The following is a 20,578-nucleotide window of genomic DNA, read 5'->3' on the forward strand; positions in this document are numbered from 1 at the left end:
AATAATCTCACCTCCACTCTGCCTGCCCAACCATCAACCCTTAAATAATTCCGCATTCCACGGCAGCCTGGGGATCAATGCCATATAAACAGCCTCTGTATTTAGTATGACCCTGTCTATGAACCTCCTGGTTAATGCGCCAATAAGCCCGTACTTCCTGCCTATGTTGGGTTCCCCCCCATAATACCTACTAACAACATCATTTAACTCGACTCCCTGCAATACTTCGTTCATGAATTTCCTGGGAACCATAAATCCGGGGCTAAGGCCAAGGGTTACCTTACCGCTTCCATCAATTACTGCCGCAATAGTCACGTCAATGCCCTCCTCGAACCCCTTAACCCTGATTATCCCTGCCTCAATACCAACACCAAACTCGGCATTCCTCACGGCATTAATCGCGTACTGAGCCCTCCTAACTGCCCCCATTAATGATTTCATCAAGGCCAATGGGTTCGGGGGGGGATAGCCGCCAGGTGGTTCTATGGGGACCACGTTGGCCCTAAAGCCAGCGAGCCTGAATGCCAACTCCGTGCCCCCCCTAACCTTGTTTGGGTTCCTTGAACCAAGGGCTACGAGTATCACGGCGAGTAAAAATAAATCTAGGGGTTATAAGGGTTCTAAATCGTGATGATGCTTAGTCGCCTACCGACAGGTGAAGAATGACTCCAATGCTGAATTAGAACCTCATAAAAATCTTCAAAAGTCACAGTGAATTTAATACATCATTCCTCACTCTATGAATACCGTGGTACCCGTGTACTTACTACCCCTCAATAACTCGAGCCTCCTCGCCAACTTAACCGCGGCCTCCACAGCCCTCCTCGCGTACTCCTCAGCCCTCTCCAGAGCCTGCATTCTATTGGCTCCAGGACCGATTATCCCCATACCAACCGGCTTCCTGTGCTCCACGGATAGGTCCATCAACTTCCTAGCCGTTTGATGAGCCACAACCTCATCATGCTTAGTCTCACCCTGAATCACGCGCCTATAGCCGCCACGGCATCAACATCATCCCTCCTAAGCAGTTCATCAACGATTATCGGCATGTCATACGTGCCCGGCACCTTGGCCACGTAAGTAACCTCGGCACCGAGGAATCTGGCGTGTTCAAGGGCCTTTTGAAGCATTAGGTATGTAACGTCGTAGTTGAACTCCGCAACCACAATCGCGAGTCTAACCCTATCCGCCATACGCCATGGTTAGGGCAGGCTAAAATTAAAGCTTAATCCCGACACTTAGGAGGATTAGTGATAGGGTTAGGTGTCGCTGGCCTCCTCGCCGCATTTGAGCCTATTCGAGCCCTTAGCCTTAACGCCCCCCCAGCAAATTCCAGGGCCAACGGGCTGGGTTTGAGGTTCCCTCCTGAGTGGGTTTTCCACGCTCACGAGATATTAATTTAGCAACTGCTTAAAAATGCGGTCTCGATCGTGATTTTAAGCGGATAAAATTCTGATTAGTTATTAAGTAATTAGAAGATTTGTGCATATATTCGATTATGAATAGAATACTATTGCCCAGAGCCTAGGCGCTGGAGAACTATATTCTAGGTGTGATACGGAGCCAACACAGCACTGAAGCCATGCCTAGAGCCCTCCATAAATCCAATAACGGCTCAGAGGTGCGCACGGGCTTTCTGCATTTTTAAACCCCCCCTACTGCGTTTAAAGGCTTGGAAGTGAGCGGGAGAAACACGCTGGGCAAGGCCCAGGTGGGCGGAGCTCTGGCCCCCCGCGACTGCCCCGCAGATGACGGATGTAAACCCGAACAGATGCGGGGGGGAACCAATGACCCATGCCCTGGGCGGACCACCTACCCAAGGCATGGCGAGGAGGTCAGCGACACCTAACCCTATCACTAATCCTCCTAAGTATTGGATCAGCAATCACGTATTGATTATTAACCTTCATCACAAATCCATTATCCACAAGCCTCCTGAGGAGCTTCGTAACCTCACTATCACTTATTGGCCTACATTCCCTCTGATAAAAATGGTATTTCGTAAACTCACTTAGGAGATTCCTAATTGCCATGTAGCTCATGTCCTCAAACCTCCTCGCATCAATGTATACCCTCCATATTCTTTGTGGTGGCCTTAACAAGCGATGTTTTACCAACACGCCTAAAGCCAACCACCCGTTACTGCCCTATTCAGTGCCGAAAATCTCAATTGTCTAATCTTAACTTCCCTATCACACAACTCACTTGGGTCTTCAGCTGGCCTATCGAGAAACTACATACCTATGTAGTTACTACATAGGTATGTAGTTATAAACCTTGCCACGTTATAAGCGTTTTTAAAGTCTCAATGACACATTAGCTCTAGTGCTTAATTTCTCAAGGTTATGGATTTGGAAGTACATTAGGGATAAACTGCCCTGGTACTATGAAGTAGCCATTAACAGGAAACCAGCCAAGTACTTAATAGCCGCGCGAATACCCGTTAACGAGAAAATAACCGAGTTAGGCGAAGGCGAGCTGTGGAGGGAGTTCGAGAGGGCCCTAAAGGACTTCCTCGAGCTATGGCGCAGGGTCAGGAACAATGAGGTGGATATTAGGGACATGCCCAAGGCATCACCATCACTGCTAGACCTGGTCGCCGAAATCACTAGAAGGATGATTAGGCACTGCGAATTCTGTGAGTGGCGTTGTAGTTGATAGGACGGGTGGTAATAGGCTTGGTGTATGCATGCTCGACTCCACGAGTAGGGTATCCACATACTTCCACCACCTTGGTGAGGAGTTGCCGCTCCGTGGTGTGATGGGTTCTGGGACTATATTCTTCACATCCTGCAACTTCCGCTGCGCCTTCTGCCAAAATGCTGATATAAGTAGGGACAGGTTTAATGGTGTTGTAATGAATCCTAGGCAGATAGCTTCGGCAGCGGTTATTCTTAGGCTTGAGGGTGTTCACAACATTAACTGGGTCGGTGGTGAACCAACGCCACACCTGCACAATATTGCCGAGGCGATAAGGCTTATTGCCAGGGATGGCATTAAGGTCCTCGATGAGCTGAGTGACGAGGAGTACAATGCCGTACTCTCGGTTAAGGCAGACTTCATACCCTACAACTTCTCCAGGGATTGGGCGTTCTACGGAAATGAGCTTAACGTGCCCATGCTATGGAACAGCAACTTCTACATGACCGTGGATGTCATGAAATTATTAAGAGTTATTGTCGATATACATCTTCCGGATTTTAAATATTATAATAATAAGTGTGCATTTAGAATATCAAGGGTTCCTAGATATTTTGAAATAGTTTCTAGGAATCATAAGCTCGCCTATGATTGGGGGGGTGAGGACATGATAATTAGGCACTTGGTAATGCCCGGGCATGTTGAGGATGATTCAAAGCCATTGCTTAAGTGGATCGCTGATAACATGCTGGGGGGGTCTTGGTCAACATAATGGATCAGTACAGGCCGGAGAACGAGACCGACCCAAACTCGCCTAGGTTTAACCCGGAGTTTAGGGAGTTGCTAGGAGGCCGAGTAGGGAGGAGTTGATGGAGGTTTATAGGTACGCGAGGGATTTGGGCCTTAACTTTGAGTTGATTAGTTTTGAGAAGAGGATTGACATTAGGTACCTGGGTGATGAGGATTCACTGATTGAGAGGCTCGACAACCTCTAATGATGTTTAGTCGTGGACTAGGGAGTTAAAGCAGGAGTAATTCAGCCTCCTTAAGCGTTCCCCTGACCGGATCCACCTCAAGCCCAAAAATCTCGAGCGCGGTTACGCCAATCACCATCGTATCCTCGGTCTCGCCAAATATCACAGGTACAACCCTCCTTTCACCCATGAGTATTAAGCCTGCATCACCAACATCACGCTCCACATAACCACCAAATGCCTTAAACCTTCTTCTCCTACTCGGTTTTATTCCAAGTCCCTCAAGTATGTCCCTACGTATGACGGTATAAATCGCACCAGTATCTACAATACCATCAACCTCCACAGTCCTCTCTGGCGCTAGTGGGTTGAATATGCCAGCCCTAACCTTAACAAAACCCATTAGGCATTCATAATTACCTTAATTAAATAGTTTTAATCATGAAGCGTAACATGCGCGCCTAAGTCGGTGTTTGGTGGTGATTGATTTTAATCAACGACGCCTCCTCAGTGATCCTAAACGTAACCTCCCTCTCAGGGTGATACGGCGAGTCGAAGATCTTGGCGATCCTGACATTCTCCTTACCCTTCCTCAGCCAAACCCTATATGTGGCTCCGTGAGCAATCACATTACCGCCAGCGGGCTTAAGCGGGTTCCCGAAGAATACGTCTGGCTGCGCAACCACTTGGTTTGTGACGACGACGGCCACGTTGTATATATCCGCAATCCTAAGTAACTGGGCAATGTGGTGATTAAGCTTCTGTTGTCTCTCGGCTAGGTTCTCCCTGCCCGGATACTCACTCCTGAAGTGGGCCACTAACGAGTCAATGACTATCAGACCGATGTTATCCTTCTCAATGATCTTCTTACTCTCCTCAATAATCATCATTTGGTGATCACTATTGTAAGCCCTGGCATAGAGAATATTCTTGAGAGCCTCCTGTGGATCTAAACCCCTGTACTTAGCCATCTGCATTATCCTCTCAGGCCTGAAGGTGTTCTCGGTATCGACATACAACGCCTTAGCATTTAAGCCGCCCTTATCCTCGGGCAATTGAACCATAATACTCAATTGATGACAGAGCTGGGTCTTGCCACTTCCAAACTCACCAACGAGCTCTGTAATTGCCTTGGTCTCAATACCACCACCAAGTAACTCATCGAGTGCCCTAACACCGGTGCTAATTCTCTTAATGCCCCTCCTCTTCTCGTAAAGTTCGTAGGCCGTTATGAACGGCGTCAATCCAATGAGCTTCTGGGCAGCGGCGATGATCTGCTTAGCCCTATCCTCACTACCAAGTATCTCGCGAGCTCCTTAACACTTGCGAAGCAACGTCCCTAGCCGTGTTATAACCAGCTCCCTAAGCTTCTGAGCCGTGACCCTGCCAACACCCTCAATCTCCTCAACATCAATCACCGGATAACCGCCGCTGACAGCTGCCGTAACAACAGCACCCTTCTCACTGCTTTCCTCCTCTGTGTCCTCAACCTCCTCATCTGGTTCCTCCTCCCTTTCCTCCTCAACTTCCTGCTCCTGCACCTTCTTTTTCCCCTTTGGCATACTCCTCACTTGAAAATAAATGGTTATTACTTAAAAAACTAAGCAGTGATGAATGATGAAATTCATCGAAGACCAGCCCTAATCCTAAGCCAAACGCCTAGGCAGGTCTCACGCCAAAGCCTATTAACTTCATTGCCATTACCCTCAACAACACGCTTTAATATACCCAATACGTCGCTGTCACTAACGACGGGCTTCACATAGGCTATGTCATCATCGTAACCACACGTCGCCTTCAATAACCTATCAACAGCCCGCCTACCAATGAGTCTCCTTAACTCATCCCACGTATAGCCCACATAGCCTAATGATCTGTAGAGTCTATTGGCAAGTTCATTACCAAGCCATGTCGTCACTATATAAACATCAGAATCAACTGCGCAAACCTCCTCTATCGTACTCATCAATACCTTACCAATACCCTGGTTTCTGCATCCTTCAACTACGGCTATGTAGTAAATAACGCATAGTCTAACGGAACCAACGTTGATGCTATAATAAACAGTGGCACCCACGCTGGAGCCATTAATTACTGCCAACGCCACTGAGCCCACGCCATAATCAACAACCGCCCTCGCATACCTATAGGCCGAACCAAAGAATTCCCTCAAAATTAACTCGGCGGAATTCATTAATTCCCTACCACCGATAAGTACTGTAATTGGATCATTACAATTCATTATAAACACCTTAACTAATGATGTAGGATTAATCAATTTAGAACTGAATCGCTGCGGTTATACCCTCCTACCACGCCTACCTCCAGGCGGCCTAATGGTGTCTGTCGGTATTGGCGTCACATCCTCAATACGACCAATTATCAAGCCAGCCCTGGCCAAGGCCCTAATGGCTGCCGCGGCACCGGGACCCGGCGTCTTCGGGCCATATCCACCCGGCGCCTTAACCTTTATGTGTACCGCGTTTATGCCCCCCCTACTTAATGCTATTTGGGCGGCCTTGTAGGCGGCCATCATTGCCGCATACGGGCTTGGCTTATCCCTATCAGCCTTAACCACCTGCCCACCGCTAACCCTAGCAACGGTCTCCGCACCTGTTAAATCGGTGATTATTATTATCGTATTATTATAACTGGAGTAGACGTAGGCAACGCCCCCCCACCTAAGCTTCCTAGCACCACTGATCTGCGTCGGCTTTATCTCAGGTAACTGTGTCGATTGCGGTGCTGATTGCGTCGGCTGCGTCTCCCCCCCTGAACCTCCTCAACCGACTTCTCTGTGTTTTCCTGTGACATTCGGTGATTGGCATTTTCACTCATTTTATAAATTTTCTCGCCATTGACTAATGATTACTCCTCATGTTCTCTACAATGCTCGTTAGGTGACTCGTGCCAACCCTAAACCTCGTGGGGGGGTCAGGCTCCCTCTCTGCCGCCCTCATTAATTCAAGAACCTGTTGATAAGTCCTGACGCCACCCGCGACCTTAATACCAATCCTTGGATTATACTTTCTAGACAGCTCGGCCATTAATCTTACATTCTCGACTTGAGCGCCGGTCTTATTACCGAGCTTCTCCGCGTAATCCCTCTCCTCAAACCCGGTGCTTGTCTTAATGAAGTCAGCGCCGGACTGCATCACAATCCTATACAACTCGAGCTTCTCCTCCCTCGTTGTGTAGGCGTCCTCAACGATGACCTTGATGACCTTACCTTCTCTATGGGCGGTCTCGACCACCGTGTTTATGTCATGCTCAACCTCATCCCAAAGCCCGGACTTAACAAGGCCTATTGGGGCCACGATATCAAGTTCATCCGTGTACCGTGAATAGCGTTTAATGGCGTCCACCCTAGCTCCGTGGTGCCGGCACCAAATGGAAAATCAACCACTGCAACTACCCTGAAGGTATACCCCCCCTTACGTGCCATGTACTCCCTGGCGTACCTAAGGAATACCGGGTTAATTGCTATTGCGTATGCACCGTATCTGGCCGTATCCTCGATTAGGACGTCGATATCCTTGGTTGAACCGTAGGGCTTTAAGTACGTGTTATCCACAAGACCTATTACGTTTACGCTGGCCATATTAATTTAGTTATTGGATTAAACCCATTAATACATTATTACCTGAAATACTTATTAAATTTTCATTAATATAGGAACCGCCATGAGTGAACCAACCATTAGGTCTGTTAGGGTCTTGACTGTTATGGGGAATTTCGAGTGGCCCATTGTGAAGGTTGAGCTTAGTAATGGGCTTGTTGGTTATGGGGGAGTGCCATAGGGGCCCGGGCATTAAGGAGGTTTTGAGGAGGGCTGAGGAGTTGATCAGGGGTAAGGAGGTTAATGTTGAGTACCTGCTTAGGCTCATTAGGAAGCACATACCGAATTCCGAATGGGGCGTGGTTAATAATGCAATTAGTGGATTGGAGACAGCGCTTTGGGATTTGAAGGGTAAATTAACGGGTCTTCCTGTTTATGAATTACTTGGCGGTAGGGTTAGGGATAGGGTCGCTGTTTACGCGGACCTGCATGCCGGCGCTGGCATTACTGAGACTGGCGGTAGGAGGTGGGTTGAGTTGGCCAGTACTGAGGTTGCTATAACGTTGAGAATTACGTGAAGAGGGCCAGGGAGGCCATGAACATGGGGGTTCAGGTACATTAAGTTTGATGTCGATGTGCCGGAGGGCATGATGGAGACCGAGTTCGATAGGACCTTCGGCATGAGGGTTGTTAAGTTCGTGACCTCGTTCATAGGTGGTGTTAGGGATGCTGTTAAGTACGATGTGGACATCATGATTGATGGGCACTGGGCATTTAGCGTGCCCACGGCTCTAGCCATAGCCAGGGAATTGGCGAAATACGATGTTTTCTGGTTTGAGGATCCGGTACCGCCTGAGAACATCGATGCGATGAGGGAGGTCAGGCTTAAGTCGCCTGTGCCCATAGCCACTGGCGAGAAGTTGTATAGGCTTTCGCAGTTTAGGGAGTTGATTGAGGAGGGGGGCTACGGACATTATACACCCTGATGTGCAGAGGCTCGGTGGTTTACTCGAGATGAAGAAGATAGCCTACCTAGCCGAGGAGTACTACGTGCCGGTGGCGATACACAACATCTCAAGCCCGATAGGGACCATGGCAAATGCCCACGTGGCAGCCACCATAGGGGACTTCATAGCCATTGAGTGGCATGCCATCGACTTGCCTGGTGGCCTGACATGGTTAAGGAGGGCATGATCATAAAGGAGGGCTACATAACACCACCAAAAAGGCCTGGCATTGGGGGGGTTGAACTAAACGAAAGGGTGGCTGCTGAACACGCGAAAGATCCGAATGAGGTTAAGGAATTCCTTTAAGGGATTAAAAGACAGTTATGTTCAATACCTAAGTGATGAGAGAGCCCCGAGCATTGAATCGATGAAGAGATAGAACCGGCTGATCATTGCTGTTGTGTTGGTATCATGGAAAGCTTAGGCTTTATGACTTGCTTCATGTAATCTACCAAATTAGCCTCCTCAAGCGCCTTGAAAACCTCCTCATCGCTGGCTCCCTTCTTAATGTTTATCTTGTACTCCGTTGGTTCGATATGTTTAACATTAACGACCCTCCTCTTAACGCCCGTTAGGGACTTGGGCCCCGTTATTATTACGAAGTTCTCATCCTTAATATCCACAATGACGCACTTCCTACCAGCCTCCCTACCAGCAACCTTCACGCAAACCCTACCAATGTCGAAGACCCTAGGCATCAAGCACGGGTAGTGTAAGGCTTTATAAGCATTTCATACCTATTCCCTTGCTCTTAATAATATATAAAATATATACTAATACTCCTTATAAATAAATTTAACTTTTAACAATTATGGTTGTTCAAGAAGCCCTAGAGAAGTATAAACGTTATTCAAGCGATTTAATGGATATACTTAGATTAAGGACTAAGCCCATTGGCGTGGCACTAATAGATAGGGACCTGGATCAACTAGGCATTAGTGCATTACGCCCTAGTAAGCATTTCCATAGGAAACTAACCTTTTGTCAAATGGTGGCCGCCGCTAGATATTATGGCATGGGCATGGCAGCCACTCTCGAGGATATGGCATGCCCTGGCGAAATAATAATATTTGGATTTGCCGAGCCCCCCCGGACTACTTCCTTGATGGCAGCCTTAGCTATGGCTTTACACGAGAACTAAGGAGGCCGGTAAGGCACTTGATACTAGTTTGCCAAGGCTTCCTGCGGGTAAGTATAAGGCGTTGTTAACGATGCCCTTGGACAACATTATTTATGAGCCCCCCCAGGTTGTGATGATTTACGGGACGCCAGGTCAAATGGTTAAGTTGGTCACGGCCTACGTATACATCAGTGGCGAGAAGGTTACACTGAGTGCCAGTGGTAAGGCCGGCTCGGACACCGCCGTCGTTGAAACCCTACTTACCGGCAAGCCCAGGCTTGCGCTGCCCGGCTATGGCGATAGGATCGTTGGGCATGTGGAGGATTACGAAATGCTCTTTGTTACGCCAGCAGGTATGCTTGGTGATATTATCAATGCCCTTAAAGAACAGAGCAGGACTAACTTCATTGTTTACCCACCAATGCCGAGCATATTTTACAGGGTTGACTTTGGTTCCATACCCGTAATCGGGCATTTGTATGATAGGTTCCTTAAGGAGATTGATGAGAAAATGAAGAGGGAGAGGGGGGGTGGTACTAATGGAGAATGAAAAACTCGAGCAATTAATTAAAAATGCTAAGGAAAGGGCTACTCAATTACTTATTGAAACTGAGAACTGTGCATATTCACCCTTCGTAGCCTTACTTGAGGCCTTAAACATTAAGGCATCGCCAGAGTTACTAGCGGTACCAATAGGCTTTGCCGGTGGTTTAAGCGGTTCTGGGCACCTCTGTGGTGCCCTGTGGGCCTCCGTAGCTGCCGTGAGCATTTACATGAAGAAGAAAATAGATGAGGAAAGGGGGGGTGGTAGACAAGCAGGTGAATCATTTATAGCATACCACGCAGAACTTCATAATAAGGTTACGAACATCTACAAACAATTCGTGAATATGTTCGGATCACCAAATTGCAAGGACCTAAACCCAAAATTCGACCTAGTATCGCCTGAGCAGAGGAAGAAGTGCACGGTTATTGTTAGGAAGTCCGTGGAGATAACCCTAAGGTCAATATTGGGTGGTTCTAATGAGCGTTGAGGTCACAGGCAGGGAGGCTGAGGGCACAAGGTGGGACCTCGTAGTCATCGGCTCAGGAACCGCGGGTGCTGACGCCGCCGTGCGTGCCGCACAATTGGGACTTAAGGTCCTACTCATAGAGAGGAATAGGGATAGGCCTGGCGGGACTTGTGTAAATGTTGGTTGTGTGCCAACAAAGAAGTTGTTATATTTAGCTGATCATTACCATGAACTAAGTAAGTACTTAGTTAATGAAGGCTTGATCACCGATGCTAAGTTAGACGTGAAGGCTATGTTCAGGGCTAAGGATCAGTTAATCAGTCAGATAATTGCGTGGTATACGTTTAGGGTATTTCCGAGTTGGGGTATTAAGATGCTGTTTGGTGAGGCTCGGTTGGCATCGCCAAACTCTGTTAAGGTTGGAGATTCTGTGATTGAGGCCAAGAACGTGTTAATAGCGACCGGCTCTAGGCCTAAGGTGCCGCCAATAAGGGGGGGTGTGGAGGAGGGATTGAGGAGGGGGGGGCTTCGTTATAACTAGTGATGATTTCTTCTCCCTTGATTCAATACCTGATAGTATATTGATCATAGGTGGTGGGGCAATAGGTGTTGAGTTAGGGACGCTATTGCATAAGCTTGGTTCTAAGGTCATTATTGTCGAGATCATGGATAGATTACTACCAACATTTACAGACCCTGAGCTAGGTAATTATCTCGCCAATAGGGTCATGAGGGAGATGTATGGGGTCGACGTTAGAGTAGGTACATCCGTAACGGAGGTAGACCCCCCCGATAGTAGGCTTGTTCGTTTATCAAGTGGTGAGGCGGTTAAGGTTGACAGGTCCTGGTTGCTGTTGGGAGGGTGCCGAATACCGAGGGACTTAATCTTGAGGGTGTCGGTGTTGAGGTTAGGAATGGCGCCATCATTGTCGATGATCACTCCAGAACCAACGTACCAAGCATTTACGCAGCTGGTGATGTGACTGGTAAGTATATGCTAGCCAGCGTAGCTAAGGTTCAGGGTATTGTGGCTGCCGAGAACGTGGCAGGCATAAACTCAAGGATTGATTATAACCTGGTGCCCATGGTTGTTTTCTCAGACCCTGAGGTGGCCTCTGTCGGTATTGCGGCGAGCAGGATGATCCCAAGTACATGGTTACTAAGATGCCGAATACCATAAACTATAGGGCTATTGCATATAATAAGCCCTATGGCTGGACAAAGATTGTAGTTGAGAGAGGTAGTAAGAGGGTTGTTGGTTTTCACATGATTGGCCCATGGGCATCCGAAATCGTTAACACAGCCGTAATAGCTATTAAGAAGGGATTAACACTTGATGAAGTAAAGGAACTCGTATTCTCACACCCTGTTTTCACGGAGCTTCTTATAGACGCTATGGAACTAGCCTCAGGGAGTAATGTATACTTACCCAAGAGGTAAAGGGATAGATCGATGAAATAATGAGAAGTTATACTGCCCTAATTCCGTAAGGAATCATTACCGTGAAGTAATATTTATAGTAAAATATAGCTGTATCTAATATATTATATATATTATTTAATACTAGTATTTAAAAGTTTTTTACGAGCGAAAGAAATCATGAAAAAATTAAGGCTTAGGAGAAGTACTGCAAAAGAACAGAGGCAGCAGGAACAGAAAGAAATAAGGGAAATAGGTGGTTTTAGAGATTATCCATTAACGGTCGACAAGATACTTACCTGGGCCTCATACTCCTTCCCAAATAATGAGATTGTTTATTGGCCCCCTGGTGGCTCCAGGACATCAGTCACCTTCACTCAGTTCGCGGATAGGGCTCGTAGGGTGGCCGCGGCGCTAATGGACCTAGGTCTACAACCAGGTAGGCCATGGGAATTTGGCTCTAAGGTCGCGGTTATGGAATGGGATACGCTTAGGTACGTTGATTTGTTCTATGCAGTGCCGTCGATAGGCGCTACGTTATTTACGGTGAACATTAGGTTGGCGCCGCATGAAATAATGTACATAATGAATACTGCGAAGCCAGATGTTTTAATTATAAATATTGACGACTTCGAATTATTCATAAAGCCAATCCTCGACAATATAAAGACAATAAAGCTCATTATCTACATGAGTGATAGGGGGGGTAAGGAGCCGAGCCAGGACTACGGAGTTAGGATGATACCCTACGAGGACCTCCTCAAGCACGAACCACTGAGGAATTCCCAGAAATAGACGAAAGAACACCGGCAACAATGCTATTCACCTCAGGTACTACGGGTCCGCCAAAGGGCGTTTACTTCACGCACAGGCAATTGCTGCTCCATGCCATGGCTGTGACGATAGCCCTAAGCTACCCACTCTATAATGTTGGTGTTAAGGATGTTTCCATGCCATTAATACCGCTCTTCCATGTGCATGGTTGGGGGGGCACGCCATACGTTGTCATGCTTTCGGGCACCAGGAAGTACGTATTACCAGGTAGGTATGACTGGGGGGGCACATACTTAAGCTCATTCATGAGGAGGGGGGGTCACGTACACAGGTGGTGTACCAACGATACTATACATCCTACTTACTCACCCTGACTCGCAGAAGTATGACTTGAAGGGCTTAAGGTTTGGTAATGGTGGTTCGGCAATGCCCGAGGGCCTCTATAATGCGGCAAAGGCTAGGGGCATGATCATAGCCTCCGGCTATGGCATGACAGAGACGGCGCCAGTACTAACAATGGCCTACTTAAGACCTGAACACTTGGATCTTTCTGAGGACGAGAAAAAGCAATTAGTGCTTAGGACCGGCCTTCCAATACCCCCCCTTGTCCTGTTACGTGTTGTTGATGAGCAGGATAGGGATGTGCCGAGGATGGTAAGACAATGGGAGAGCTGGCGGTTTGGGCTCCATGGGTAGCTAAGGAGTATTTGAATGATCCTGAGAAGACTAGGAATGCGTGGCGCAATGGCTGGTTCCATACAGGAGACGTGGCTGTTTGGCTTCCAGATGGTTATGTGGTAATCGTTGATAGGCTTAAGGACGTGATTAAGAGCGGCGGAGAATGGATATCAAGTGTTAAGTTAGAGAGCATCATTAGTACTTATCCTGCTGTTGGTGAGGTTGCTGTTGTTGGTGTTCCGCACCCGAAGTGGGGGGGTGAGAGGCCGGTGGCCATTGTGGTTCCAAAGCCAGGCCAAAGAATCACGGAAGACGAAATCAAAAACCACCTAATGAAATACGTCGAAAAAGGAGAAATACCAAAATGGTGGCTACCAGACAAGATCGTCATTGTTGAGGCAGAGTTGCCGAAGACGAGTACCGGCAAGATAGATAAGAAGGTACTCAGGGATAGATTTAAGGATGAACTTGCATCAGTTACGTAAGGACTAACACGTAATCACTATATCACGATAAAACCCATCCCTCTCGATTCTTACACAATATCTAGTACTTCCCGAGACCTCAAATAAGCCCTTAATTATTCCCCTGGTCAATGGCATTCCAACATCCTCGTCAAAGGCCCTTGATATGGAGACCACGATTTTACTTGACATGAACTGCACGCTGGCTAGTGCTATGACTCCAAGTGCCGTGAGTATTTCCAATGAGGTATAGAGAGCAACCCTAACGTCACTCCTCGAATTTAGTACGCACCTCATTAACTCCTTACCATATTCATAACCAAGGCGCTCAATTAAATCGGGTTCCCTCTCCATGACGTAGAAAACTAAAGCCTTCATAAAATTCTCCCGAACAAGACCAAGTATTGTGAACGGTAGGTCTATTACGCTTACCGTGTTTACCCCATCAACATTACTAACATTATTTACCAATTCATTATTTACCTTACCATCAATCTCAATGAGAATAGCGTAATTATTACCCACGATATTCCTTATGTTTAAATTTTGGGACCTAATTATACTGGTAATGTCATTAAGTAGCCCTGGCCTATCCTTCGAAATACTTACCAGTAACCAAACCATGAGATAAATACCTAAGCATTGACTTAAAGGCATTACTAATTCGATGGCATAATTATGAAAAATAAAAATGAACAATCAAATACCGTAACTTTGCCTAATAATTCTAAGTTCCTGCATTACCTTACTAAGCACCGGCTCACCAACACCCCTAAGCACTTCAATACTTGGCGGCCTTAGGCAGTGCTTGAATTCGACGGGTGCATTTATGCCAAGATTACTTAGGCACCGGGTCATCCTATACCAATTACTCGATTCGTAGATACCGCACTTAATTGCGGCGAGGAGAAACATTAATTCCTTAAGGGATTTACACACCATAACCTCATCATCACTATTGAGGAAGAGGAACTCCCTCTCATCGATCATCCCCCCCAACTCATTTCTAATGGCTGAATCAACATCAATGTCTATTGGATTACCATAGATTAACCTGCCAGTCTTAATTACATAGACGAAGAATAGGGTGTTGCGTGGCCTCCTAAAAACCTGCAAGTCCACGTTATCCCCCCCTATCCTGGGGGGGATCTCCTTAGGTAATTCTTCCATGAATACCGCAATATCGACATCACCACCACTACAGTCAAGTGACCCGCCGTATACGTATATAGCATATGCACTCCTAAACCTATTAATCACCTCATTAATTATGTCCTTAGGTATACAATCCACATTGACATGCATGATTTAACACTTAATAAATTAGGTGCATAATTAATTGCAGAAATGCCATTTAAGTCTAATACCATGTTTATTGTGACAACACAGACCCAGTTAATATCGCCCACTTCACGTATTTATTTTAAGACCTTGTTGAACGCACAGAGGAGGTCTTCATGGTATACACGGCACCATTAAAAGAGGTGAGACTACTGTGATTGAGTTGCGGCTTGATGAGGCTAGGACCAGGGCGATTGGGTATAGGTTTAAATTAGTAAGATGGGGTTAAAAATCCGCTGAAGGACTTGGTATTTACCTGCGTTAGCAATGAAAATGGCGAGTTAAGGACTGATCCAATCCTAAAGAACTAATTAATGCGTGGAAAAGAGCGATTGGCATATCTTAGTACCAAAATTAAATAATGGTCTATCCTATCCTCTTATTTACATGTGGTCTAACAAGTCATTACACTAAATATACTAAAACGTAATCAAGGACATTGCTGAAACAATGCATGTTGAGATCACAATGATGCCTAATGACGCATCACGCGAATTGATGCCATCATGGCCTTAAGCAAAGTCATGAGAAATTGGAATAAGTATAAACCTAGGTGATGGTAAATTCACATTGATGAATAGAACAACGGACCTTTGAGTAGGGAAATATTTAAAAACTAAGTTATTAATTAATAATAAGTGATTTATTGTGTTTGAGGCCAGCAAGTACGATTCCTGGTTTTTGAGGAATAATTACGTGCTTGAGTCTGAGGTTTTACTGCTTAAGTACATGCTTGAGCCGAGCCCCCGGTAGGGCCTTGAGTGTTGGTTGTGGCTCTGGGCTCTTTGAGTTCATTCTAAGGACTAGGTATGGGGGGGTTGTGATTAGTGATTGTGTTGAGCCAGCCCGGCCATGGCTGAGGTGGCTAGGGCTAGGGGGGGGTTAAACGTTAGGATTGGCTATGCGGAGGAGCTTCCATTCGAGGACTCCACATTCGACACAGTGATACTTAATGGGGTTCTCGACTACGTTAAGGATGATGTTAAGGCCGTTAGGGAGGCCCATAGGGTGCTTAAGCCGGGTGGCCACATCGTGGTTGCCGACGTAATTGCCGAGGGATCCTACGGACTGCTTTATAAGTTGGCTGAGTTGCTTGGTTCATGGGATGACCCATACATAGCCAGGGTTAGGCCGCCAAACCCATACCCAATTGATTATGTTAGGCAGGCAAGGTGGCACACGGTTGATGAGATTAGGAGGCTCCTCGAGGGCGCAGGCTTCGTGATAGTCAAGGTCGCCCAAACACTGACCAGACACCCAAGGTACTCAAACGAATCCGTTGAGTACCCAATTGATGGGTATGATAGGGGGGGTGACTACGTGGCGTTCAAGGGATGGAAACCGCACTTGTAATGAGTATGGCGACAGGGAGTATTGGTGGCGGCAAAAGTTAAAAACCACTAAAACTAACAGGGCCTCAGTATGGTTAAGGGTACGCCGAGCTTTGGCAAAATGAACAATGGTTGGACGCACATTAGATGCCCTAGATGCGGTAGGCACGCTTACAACCCAGTTAAGGGCTACTGCGCGGCCTGCGGTTGGGGGGGTAGGTCAAAGAGGATTAGGCGTTACTCATGGCAGAACAAGAAGGTCAATAAGGTTAGGGTTCGATAACTCAATCCCCCCCGCCCTCATCCTTAACCCTCCTAAACCGCTCAAGATAATCCTTAGGCGGCGGCTCCCTCGTGTATAATTCCCTCCTCATCGCCTCTAGTAACTCATCCTCACGGTTTAGCAGCCCCCCCGCGTAGGTAATCACGGATATCCCCCCCAACCTACCCGCCTCCTCAAACAACTGCCTAAACGTGTTCCTCCAGTTAAGGTCCCTTAACGTGTGGTGAGCAATGACTAACCTATTGAGGAACCCAGCCCTTAGTATCGCCATGAGGCTACTCAAGGCATTGCTCACGTAATCCCCCCCACCAAAGCCCCCTCCTCGATAAGTACAGAGGTGGTCCACCAACTATTAGTGTCCGTGGTTTCATCATCATTACGTAATCAACGGCCAATCGCGAGACAGGTCCCTCCACATCGGGCATGAACATTAATGACTCATCGCCCTCAATGATTGTTATAGCCACGACCCTACCCGTCTTTGCGTTATCCTCGCCATGAGGTAATGATTGTGACACTATAAGCTTCGTGGAACCCACGGTAAATTCCTTACCATCCGCAAATACCAAGTTCTTCGCGATATTCTCAATAGCCTTCCTCAAGCCATAGTACCTTTTTCTTTGGCTCCAATTCTCGTCATTAGGTGACTTCATTAGTACCACCTTATTGCTGTATATTTTCCTGAAACTATCGTTTGTGGTACCCATGTAAATGCTTGGATAAGGCACGGTAAAGTGGTCCCTGTGGTAGTGGCTTATGAACACGTACTCCGACTCCTCAGCGTACTTCTCCAGGATACCTCTCAACGCCCTAACCCTCTCTAGTTCACGAGGGTGCGGTGGTAGTCCGTACCTGTTTGGTGATAGGCTAATTCCTGGGTCTAGAAGTATTGAAAGGTCCTTAGTCTTTACAAACATCGCCATTGACCTGACCCCCCCAAGGCTCTCCTCGGCTATTGGTACTAATTCCATCACTTAATTCCTGCATGTAAGATTTATAACATCTTTAGTTTAGCACTAGCCTAGTGGATGGCATTAAACTCGGCTTTGTGGGCAAGTCATCCACCTGGAATTTATTGAGGAAATTGGTCTTTCCTGAACATGTCACGTTAAAGTACGTGAGTAATGAGGAGGATTGCCTAGGGCTTGACCTAGTCATTGTGGAGAGGTACATGGCCGACTTGGTTCGTTGTCCCAAGGTATTGGTGCTGGGTGATTCTAATATTGATGGATTGATTGAGACCGTGGTCAGCGGATTAAAAATTAATGAGTTGAATATTGGTATTGATATTGGTAATTCCAGGTGTGGTATTATAATTCTTGCAAACGATGTGCCGGTAGTCCACGTAACGCTTAGTTTCGCAAGGCTCGTTAGAATGATAAGGAGGTTAGCCAAGAGATCAAGTATTAACTTAGTTATTGGCATTAGTCCTGGTGTTTCAACACTTGTTAGGGATCTCATGGAGTCCCTGAATGACGTAAATGTTAGAGTTAGGATCATTAACGAAGATTTGGCATATGAGAAGAAGAACGTGTTCAAGTCCAGGTATCCTTACCTAACACTGGATGAACTTGATGGGCTTGTTTACGCATTTACAGGTCTTGCCATGAATACTCCGAATAGTGGCCCAGCTTAGTTTTAATACCTGAATATTATATACATATTACCTATATAATTCTCGTAGAATATCATTAATATAATGTGTACAATGATGGTAATTCTTATAAAACATTTACTATGGTGAATTATGATGCCGATAATAATCAAGTGCCATTCATGCGGTTTCACCTTCTATAGTGATCAACAGCTCAAGAGTGTTGATGAGGTGCTCAGGCAATGGGGGGGTTATAGATGCCCCCCCGTTTGTTTAAGTCCACTAAGTAAAATGCCAATCACCATGCATGTTAAAGGATAAGTTATCAAAGCAATCTGCACTAAAATTAAAATAATCCGCTAATTGTGCCTTTAGGCATGGTTATTAAGGCGTGGTTTGACGCATTAACGGCTAAGCAGGCCAGGATGGCGGCAATACTAAGTATTGAGGGTAGGAAAAGGGGTATAGACGTCATAATAACATGTAGGAAGTACGACTATGTGGAGGAGGTTTTAAATGCGTTTGGCCTACGCTACGAGTGCGTCGGGTATCATGGTGAAAGTACCAGGGAGAAGTTATTAAGGGGCATTGAGAGACAACTCGCGTTACTCGATGTTGTTAGGGATTTTGATGTTCATATTTCACTGACATCGCCAGACGCCGTTAGGGTGGCCTTCGGACTTGGTAAGCCAATAATAGCACTGACCGATACTGCCCACTCATACTTCGTTAATAAATTAACACTGCCGTTGGCAAATACGGTAATAGCACCGGCGGCAATACCAATGAGTGAGTGGGCTCGTTACATACCCAGCGCCGAGATTGATAAGGTTAGGGCATTTGATGGGGGTTTTTGAGCTCATGTGGATTAACAGGTTTAAACCAAGTGGTGACTCCATTAATAGGCTGGGGCTTAAGAGTAAGGAATTTGTTGTAATTAGGTTTGAGGAGTCCAGGGCTTCCTACTATGACTATGGTGATAAGTCACGCCTACTAATTAAGATGGCAAGGAACATACTTGAGAACGGCTATTACGTAGTTGTGTTCCCGAGGTATCCCCCCCACCAGGAAGAATTAATAAGGACTGAACTCGGTCTCTTCCTTAAGCTTGGTAAATTAATAGTACCAAGGAACACGATGCTCGACGGCCTTGACCTAGCGTGGCATGCAAGGCTTGTGATTACGGGCGGTTCCACAATGGCGCATGAGGCGGCATTATTAGGCATACCCGCCATTAGCTATTTCCCACAGCATTACTACATAGATGATTACTTAATGGGTAAGGGATTACCGCTCTACAGGTGCGTTGCTGAGGATTGCTAGGCATTCTTAATTCAATACTCAAGGCAGATACGGCTTATGTTGATACAAATCCCATAATAAGTAGGATGGAGGATCCGACGGAGCTTATTATCAACGAGACCAAGAGACTCGTGAATGAAAAATAATGAGCCAGTAGGTAATTATTATAAAGCGATTTTATGGACGGTGATTCAATGAGAATCTTAATAACTGGTTCCTCAGGATTCCTAGGGAAAAACCTAGTTAATTGCATGAGCTAGAGGCCACGATGCAAGAGGCCTCGATATTACCAAGGCGGAAACCACGGATTACGTAATCGACATAACAAAAAGAGATGATGTGCTCAGGCTTTCTAAGGAGGGCTTTGACGCGGTTATTCACCTAGCTGCTTATCCAAACCCGAGGACCTTTACTAACGCGGGCGCACTAAGGGGGTCTTGATGTAAATGTTGTCGGTACCATAAACACGCTAGAACTTGCAAGAACCTTAAATGCCAGGTTTCTACTCTTTTCCACATCTAATGTGTATGGCAAACCCACTAAGTTACCCGTTACTGAGGATGACCCATTAAGGCCCTTTGAGGGTTATGGATGGAGTAAGGTCGCCGCCGAGGCCGTCTCCATGTCCTATCAAGTGGTGCACGGCGTCCCCCGTGACCGTATTCAGACTGTGGAAGCCCTATGGTCCCTACGATAACGGTGTTGTCGGCATATTCATAAGCAAGGCGTTGAAGAATGAGGACTTGGTGGTTAATAATGGTGGTGTTGACACCACGGACTTCCTATACGTTGAGGACTTGTGCGAAGCCGTGGAACTGGCCCTTAGGAAGGATGAGGCGGTTGGTCAAGCCTTCAATATTGGGCTTGGTGTTGAGACGTCAATACTTGACCTGGCTAAGGCAATAATTAAGTTGGTTGGTTCGAGTTCTAGGATTAATGTACAACCAAGGACCTCTGAACCATTTAGGAGCTATCCAGACATTAGTAAAGCCATGAGGATCCTCGCTTCAAGCCTAAATATGACCTGGTGAGTGGATTGAAAGCCACCATTGACTGGTTCAGGCGAAACCTATGATTAT

General features: G+C 46.5%; 27 protein-coding genes and 6 pseudogenes. 19 read left to right on the top strand and 14 right to left on the bottom strand.

Annotated elements, in window-relative coordinates:
- Positions 1-33: 33 nt before the first annotated feature.
- The 3 genes and pseudogenes from JCM11216_RS10640 to JCM11216_RS10650 form a co-directional block, all read right to left on the bottom strand.
- A complete protein-coding gene (locus JCM11216_RS10640) occupies positions 34-585 on the bottom strand; it encodes an inosine/xanthosine triphosphatase (RefSeq protein ID WP_054854187.1) in 552 nt (183 codons plus the stop codon).
- A 147-nt stretch (positions 586-732) separates the two neighbouring features.
- Positions 733-1,193 (bottom strand): annotated as a pseudogene (gene ribH, locus JCM11216_RS10645) (6,7-dimethyl-8-ribityllumazine synthase).
- A 642-nt stretch (positions 1,194-1,835) separates the two neighbouring features.
- On the bottom strand, positions 1,836-2,102 hold the full coding sequence (locus tag JCM11216_RS10650) for a hypothetical protein (RefSeq protein WP_054854188.1): 267 nt from the start codon (positions 2,100-2,102) through the stop codon (positions 1,836-1,838).
- 223 nt (positions 2,103-2,325) lie between these two features.
- Here JCM11216_RS10650 and JCM11216_RS19070 point away from each other — a divergent pair, with 223 nt between their 5' ends.
- Together JCM11216_RS19070 and JCM11216_RS19075 are read left to right on the top strand one after the other, a co-directional pair.
- Positions 2,326-2,658, top strand: coding sequence for a hypothetical protein (locus JCM11216_RS19070; protein WP_243676061.1), 333 nt, complete (start codon positions 2,326-2,328; stop codon positions 2,656-2,658).
- Complete coding sequence (locus JCM11216_RS19075; protein ID WP_243676062.1) at positions 2,639-3,412, top strand: radical SAM protein; 774 nt, start codon at positions 2,639-2,641, stop codon at positions 3,410-3,412. Before JCM11216_RS19070 ends, JCM11216_RS19075 begins: the two co-directional genes overlap by 20 nt.
- Positions 3,413-3,660: 248 nt before the next feature.
- Here the strand turns inward: JCM11216_RS19075 and JCM11216_RS10660 are convergent, their stop codons facing one another.
- From JCM11216_RS10660 to JCM11216_RS19085, 6 genes and pseudogenes are all read right to left on the bottom strand, one after another.
- Positions 3,661-4,017: an aspartyl protease family protein gene (locus JCM11216_RS10660; protein WP_054854189.1), complete on the bottom strand. Its 357-nt coding sequence runs from the start codon at positions 4,015-4,017 to the stop codon at positions 3,661-3,663.
- A 58-nt stretch (positions 4,018-4,075) separates the two neighbouring features.
- A pseudogene (radA, locus tag JCM11216_RS10665) lies at positions 4,076-5,032 on the bottom strand (DNA repair and recombination protein RadA).
- Between the two features lie 206 nt (positions 5,033-5,238).
- Complete coding sequence (locus JCM11216_RS10670; protein WP_054854190.1) at positions 5,239-5,856, bottom strand: GNAT family N-acetyltransferase; 618 nt, start codon at positions 5,854-5,856, stop codon at positions 5,239-5,241.
- 57 nt (positions 5,857-5,913) lie between these two features.
- Positions 5,914-6,318: a 30S ribosomal protein S11 gene (locus JCM11216_RS10675; protein ID WP_243676083.1), complete on the bottom strand. Its 405-nt coding sequence runs from the start codon at positions 6,316-6,318 to the stop codon at positions 5,914-5,916.
- Between the two features lie 157 nt (positions 6,319-6,475).
- Positions 6,476-6,931, bottom strand: a complete 456-nt coding sequence (locus JCM11216_RS19080) for a hypothetical protein (RefSeq protein WP_243676063.1) — start codon at positions 6,929-6,931, stop codon at positions 6,476-6,478.
- Positions 6,919-7,215, bottom strand: coding sequence for a hypothetical protein (locus tag JCM11216_RS19085; protein ID WP_243676064.1), 297 nt, complete (start codon positions 7,213-7,215; stop codon positions 6,919-6,921). The genes JCM11216_RS19080 and JCM11216_RS19085 overlap by 13 nt, the downstream gene beginning before the upstream one ends.
- A gap of 182 nt (positions 7,216-7,397) precedes the next feature.
- On the opposite strand from JCM11216_RS19085, the gene JCM11216_RS19090 reads away from it, so the two are divergent.
- The 3 genes and pseudogenes from JCM11216_RS19090 (at position 7,398) to JCM11216_RS19100 (ending at position 8,486) form a co-directional block, all read left to right on the top strand.
- Positions 7,398-7,751: a hypothetical protein gene (locus JCM11216_RS19090; RefSeq protein WP_243676065.1), complete on the top strand. Its 354-nt coding sequence runs from the start codon at positions 7,398-7,400 to the stop codon at positions 7,749-7,751.
- A 72-nt stretch (positions 7,752-7,823) separates the two neighbouring features.
- A pseudogene (locus JCM11216_RS19095) lies at positions 7,824-8,367 on the top strand (mandelate racemase/muconate lactonizing enzyme family protein).
- Complete coding sequence (locus tag JCM11216_RS19100; RefSeq protein ID WP_243676066.1) at positions 8,349-8,486, top strand: hypothetical protein; 138 nt, start codon at positions 8,349-8,351, stop codon at positions 8,484-8,486. The pseudogene JCM11216_RS19095 and the gene JCM11216_RS19100 overlap by 19 nt, the downstream one beginning before the upstream one ends.
- An 83-nt stretch (positions 8,487-8,569) precedes the next feature.
- On the opposite strand, the gene JCM11216_RS10690 is transcribed toward JCM11216_RS19100, so the two are convergent.
- Complete coding sequence (locus JCM11216_RS10690; protein WP_054854192.1) at positions 8,570-8,878, bottom strand: 50S ribosomal protein L14e; 309 nt, start codon at positions 8,876-8,878, stop codon at positions 8,570-8,572.
- A 164-nt stretch (positions 8,879-9,042) separates the two neighbouring features.
- Between JCM11216_RS10690 and JCM11216_RS19105 the strand changes: the two are divergent.
- The 7 genes and pseudogenes from JCM11216_RS19105 to JCM11216_RS10730 all read left to right on the top strand — a co-directional run bounded on the left by JCM11216_RS19105 (position 9,043) and on the right by JCM11216_RS10730 (position 13,669).
- Positions 9,043-9,850: pseudogene (locus JCM11216_RS19105) on the top strand (DUF169 domain-containing protein).
- The gene (locus JCM11216_RS10705) at positions 9,840-10,334 is read left to right on the top strand and encodes a C-GCAxxG-C-C family (seleno)protein (protein ID WP_243676084.1); all 495 of its coding nucleotides are present in this window, start codon (positions 9,840-9,842) and stop codon (positions 10,332-10,334) included. Before JCM11216_RS19105 ends, JCM11216_RS10705 begins: the two are co-directional and overlap by 11 nt.
- Entirely contained in the window at positions 10,324-10,854 is a 531-nt protein-coding gene (locus JCM11216_RS10710; RefSeq protein ID WP_054854196.1) for an FAD-dependent oxidoreductase, read from the top strand. The genes JCM11216_RS10705 and JCM11216_RS10710 overlap by 11 nt, the downstream gene beginning before the upstream one ends.
- 40 nt (positions 10,855-10,894) lie before the next feature.
- Positions 10,895-11,296, top strand: a complete 402-nt coding sequence (locus JCM11216_RS10715) for an FAD-dependent oxidoreductase (protein ID WP_054854197.1) — start codon at positions 10,895-10,897, stop codon at positions 11,294-11,296.
- Positions 11,293-11,493 carry a hypothetical protein gene (locus JCM11216_RS10720; RefSeq protein ID WP_243676067.1) on the top strand — a complete coding sequence of 67 codons (201 nt, stop codon included), beginning with the start codon at positions 11,293-11,295 and terminating at the stop codon, positions 11,491-11,493. The genes JCM11216_RS10715 and JCM11216_RS10720 overlap by 4 nt, the downstream gene beginning before the upstream one ends.
- Positions 11,466-11,753, top strand: coding sequence for a hypothetical protein (locus tag JCM11216_RS10725; protein WP_243676068.1), 288 nt, complete (start codon positions 11,466-11,468; stop codon positions 11,751-11,753). The genes JCM11216_RS10720 and JCM11216_RS10725 overlap by 28 nt, the downstream gene beginning before the upstream one ends.
- Positions 11,754-11,912: 159 nt before the next feature.
- Positions 11,913-13,669: pseudogene (locus tag JCM11216_RS10730) on the top strand (long-chain-fatty-acid--CoA ligase).
- A 3-nt stretch (positions 13,670-13,672) separates the two neighbouring features.
- Here JCM11216_RS10730 and JCM11216_RS10735 read toward each other — a convergent pair.
- Entirely contained in the window at positions 13,673-14,272 is a 600-nt protein-coding gene (locus tag JCM11216_RS10735; RefSeq protein WP_054854200.1) for an amino acid-binding protein, read from the bottom strand.
- Positions 14,273-14,347: 75 nt separating this feature from the next.
- The gene (locus tag JCM11216_RS10740) at positions 14,348-14,941 is read right to left on the bottom strand and encodes a hypothetical protein (RefSeq protein WP_243676069.1); all 594 of its coding nucleotides are present in this window, start codon (positions 14,939-14,941) and stop codon (positions 14,348-14,350) included.
- Between the two features lie 900 nt (positions 14,942-15,841).
- Between JCM11216_RS10740 and JCM11216_RS10745 the strand changes: the two genes are divergently transcribed.
- Positions 15,842-16,342 (top strand): class I SAM-dependent methyltransferase, encoded by a 501-nt coding sequence (locus JCM11216_RS10745; protein WP_243676070.1) that lies wholly within the window; start codon positions 15,842-15,844, stop codon positions 16,340-16,342.
- Positions 16,343-16,411: 69 nt separating this feature from the next.
- The gene (locus JCM11216_RS10750; RefSeq protein ID WP_054854202.1) at positions 16,412-16,603 is read left to right on the top strand and encodes a 50S ribosomal protein L37e; all 192 of its coding nucleotides are present in this window, start codon (positions 16,412-16,414) and stop codon (positions 16,601-16,603) included.
- A 1-nt stretch (position 16,604) separates the two neighbouring features.
- Here JCM11216_RS10750 and JCM11216_RS19110 read toward each other — a convergent pair whose 3' ends face one another.
- The gene (locus JCM11216_RS19110; protein ID WP_243676071.1) at positions 16,605-16,898 is read right to left on the bottom strand and encodes a hypothetical protein; all 294 of its coding nucleotides are present in this window, start codon (positions 16,896-16,898) and stop codon (positions 16,605-16,607) included.
- The gene (locus JCM11216_RS10755) at positions 16,879-17,574 is read right to left on the bottom strand and encodes a hypothetical protein (protein WP_243676072.1); all 696 of its coding nucleotides are present in this window, start codon (positions 17,572-17,574) and stop codon (positions 16,879-16,881) included. Before JCM11216_RS10755 ends, JCM11216_RS19110 begins: the two co-directional genes overlap by 20 nt.
- A 53-nt stretch (positions 17,575-17,627) precedes the next feature.
- Here JCM11216_RS10755 and JCM11216_RS10760 point away from each other — a divergent pair, with 53 nt between their 5' ends.
- From JCM11216_RS10760 to JCM11216_RS19130, 5 genes and pseudogenes are all read left to right on the top strand, one after another.
- On the top strand, positions 17,628-18,239 hold the full coding sequence (locus JCM11216_RS10760) for a hypothetical protein (protein ID WP_054854203.1): 612 nt from the start codon (positions 17,628-17,630) through the stop codon (positions 18,237-18,239).
- 111 nt (positions 18,240-18,350) lie between these two features.
- Positions 18,351-18,518 (top strand): hypothetical protein, encoded by a 168-nt coding sequence (locus JCM11216_RS19115; protein ID WP_243676073.1) that lies wholly within the window; start codon positions 18,351-18,353, stop codon positions 18,516-18,518.
- A 56-nt stretch (positions 18,519-18,574) separates the two neighbouring features.
- Positions 18,575-19,054, top strand: a complete 480-nt coding sequence (locus JCM11216_RS19120; RefSeq protein ID WP_243676074.1) for a DUF354 domain-containing protein — start codon at positions 18,575-18,577, stop codon at positions 19,052-19,054.
- Positions 18,987-19,520 (top strand): DUF354 domain-containing protein, encoded by a 534-nt coding sequence (locus JCM11216_RS19125; RefSeq protein WP_243676075.1) that lies wholly within the window; start codon positions 18,987-18,989, stop codon positions 19,518-19,520. Before JCM11216_RS19120 ends, JCM11216_RS19125 begins: the two co-directional genes overlap by 68 nt.
- Before the next feature lie 439 nt (positions 19,521-19,959).
- A pseudogene (locus tag JCM11216_RS19130) lies at positions 19,960-20,530 on the top strand (NAD-dependent epimerase/dehydratase family protein).
- The last annotated feature ends 48 nt before the right edge of the window (positions 20,531-20,578 follow it).

The sequence above is a fragment of the Vulcanisaeta distributa JCM 11216 genome, from assembly GCF_001315985.1.
Classification (GTDB): Archaea; Thermoproteota; Thermoprotei; order Thermoproteales; family Thermocladiaceae; genus Vulcanisaeta; species Vulcanisaeta distributa_E.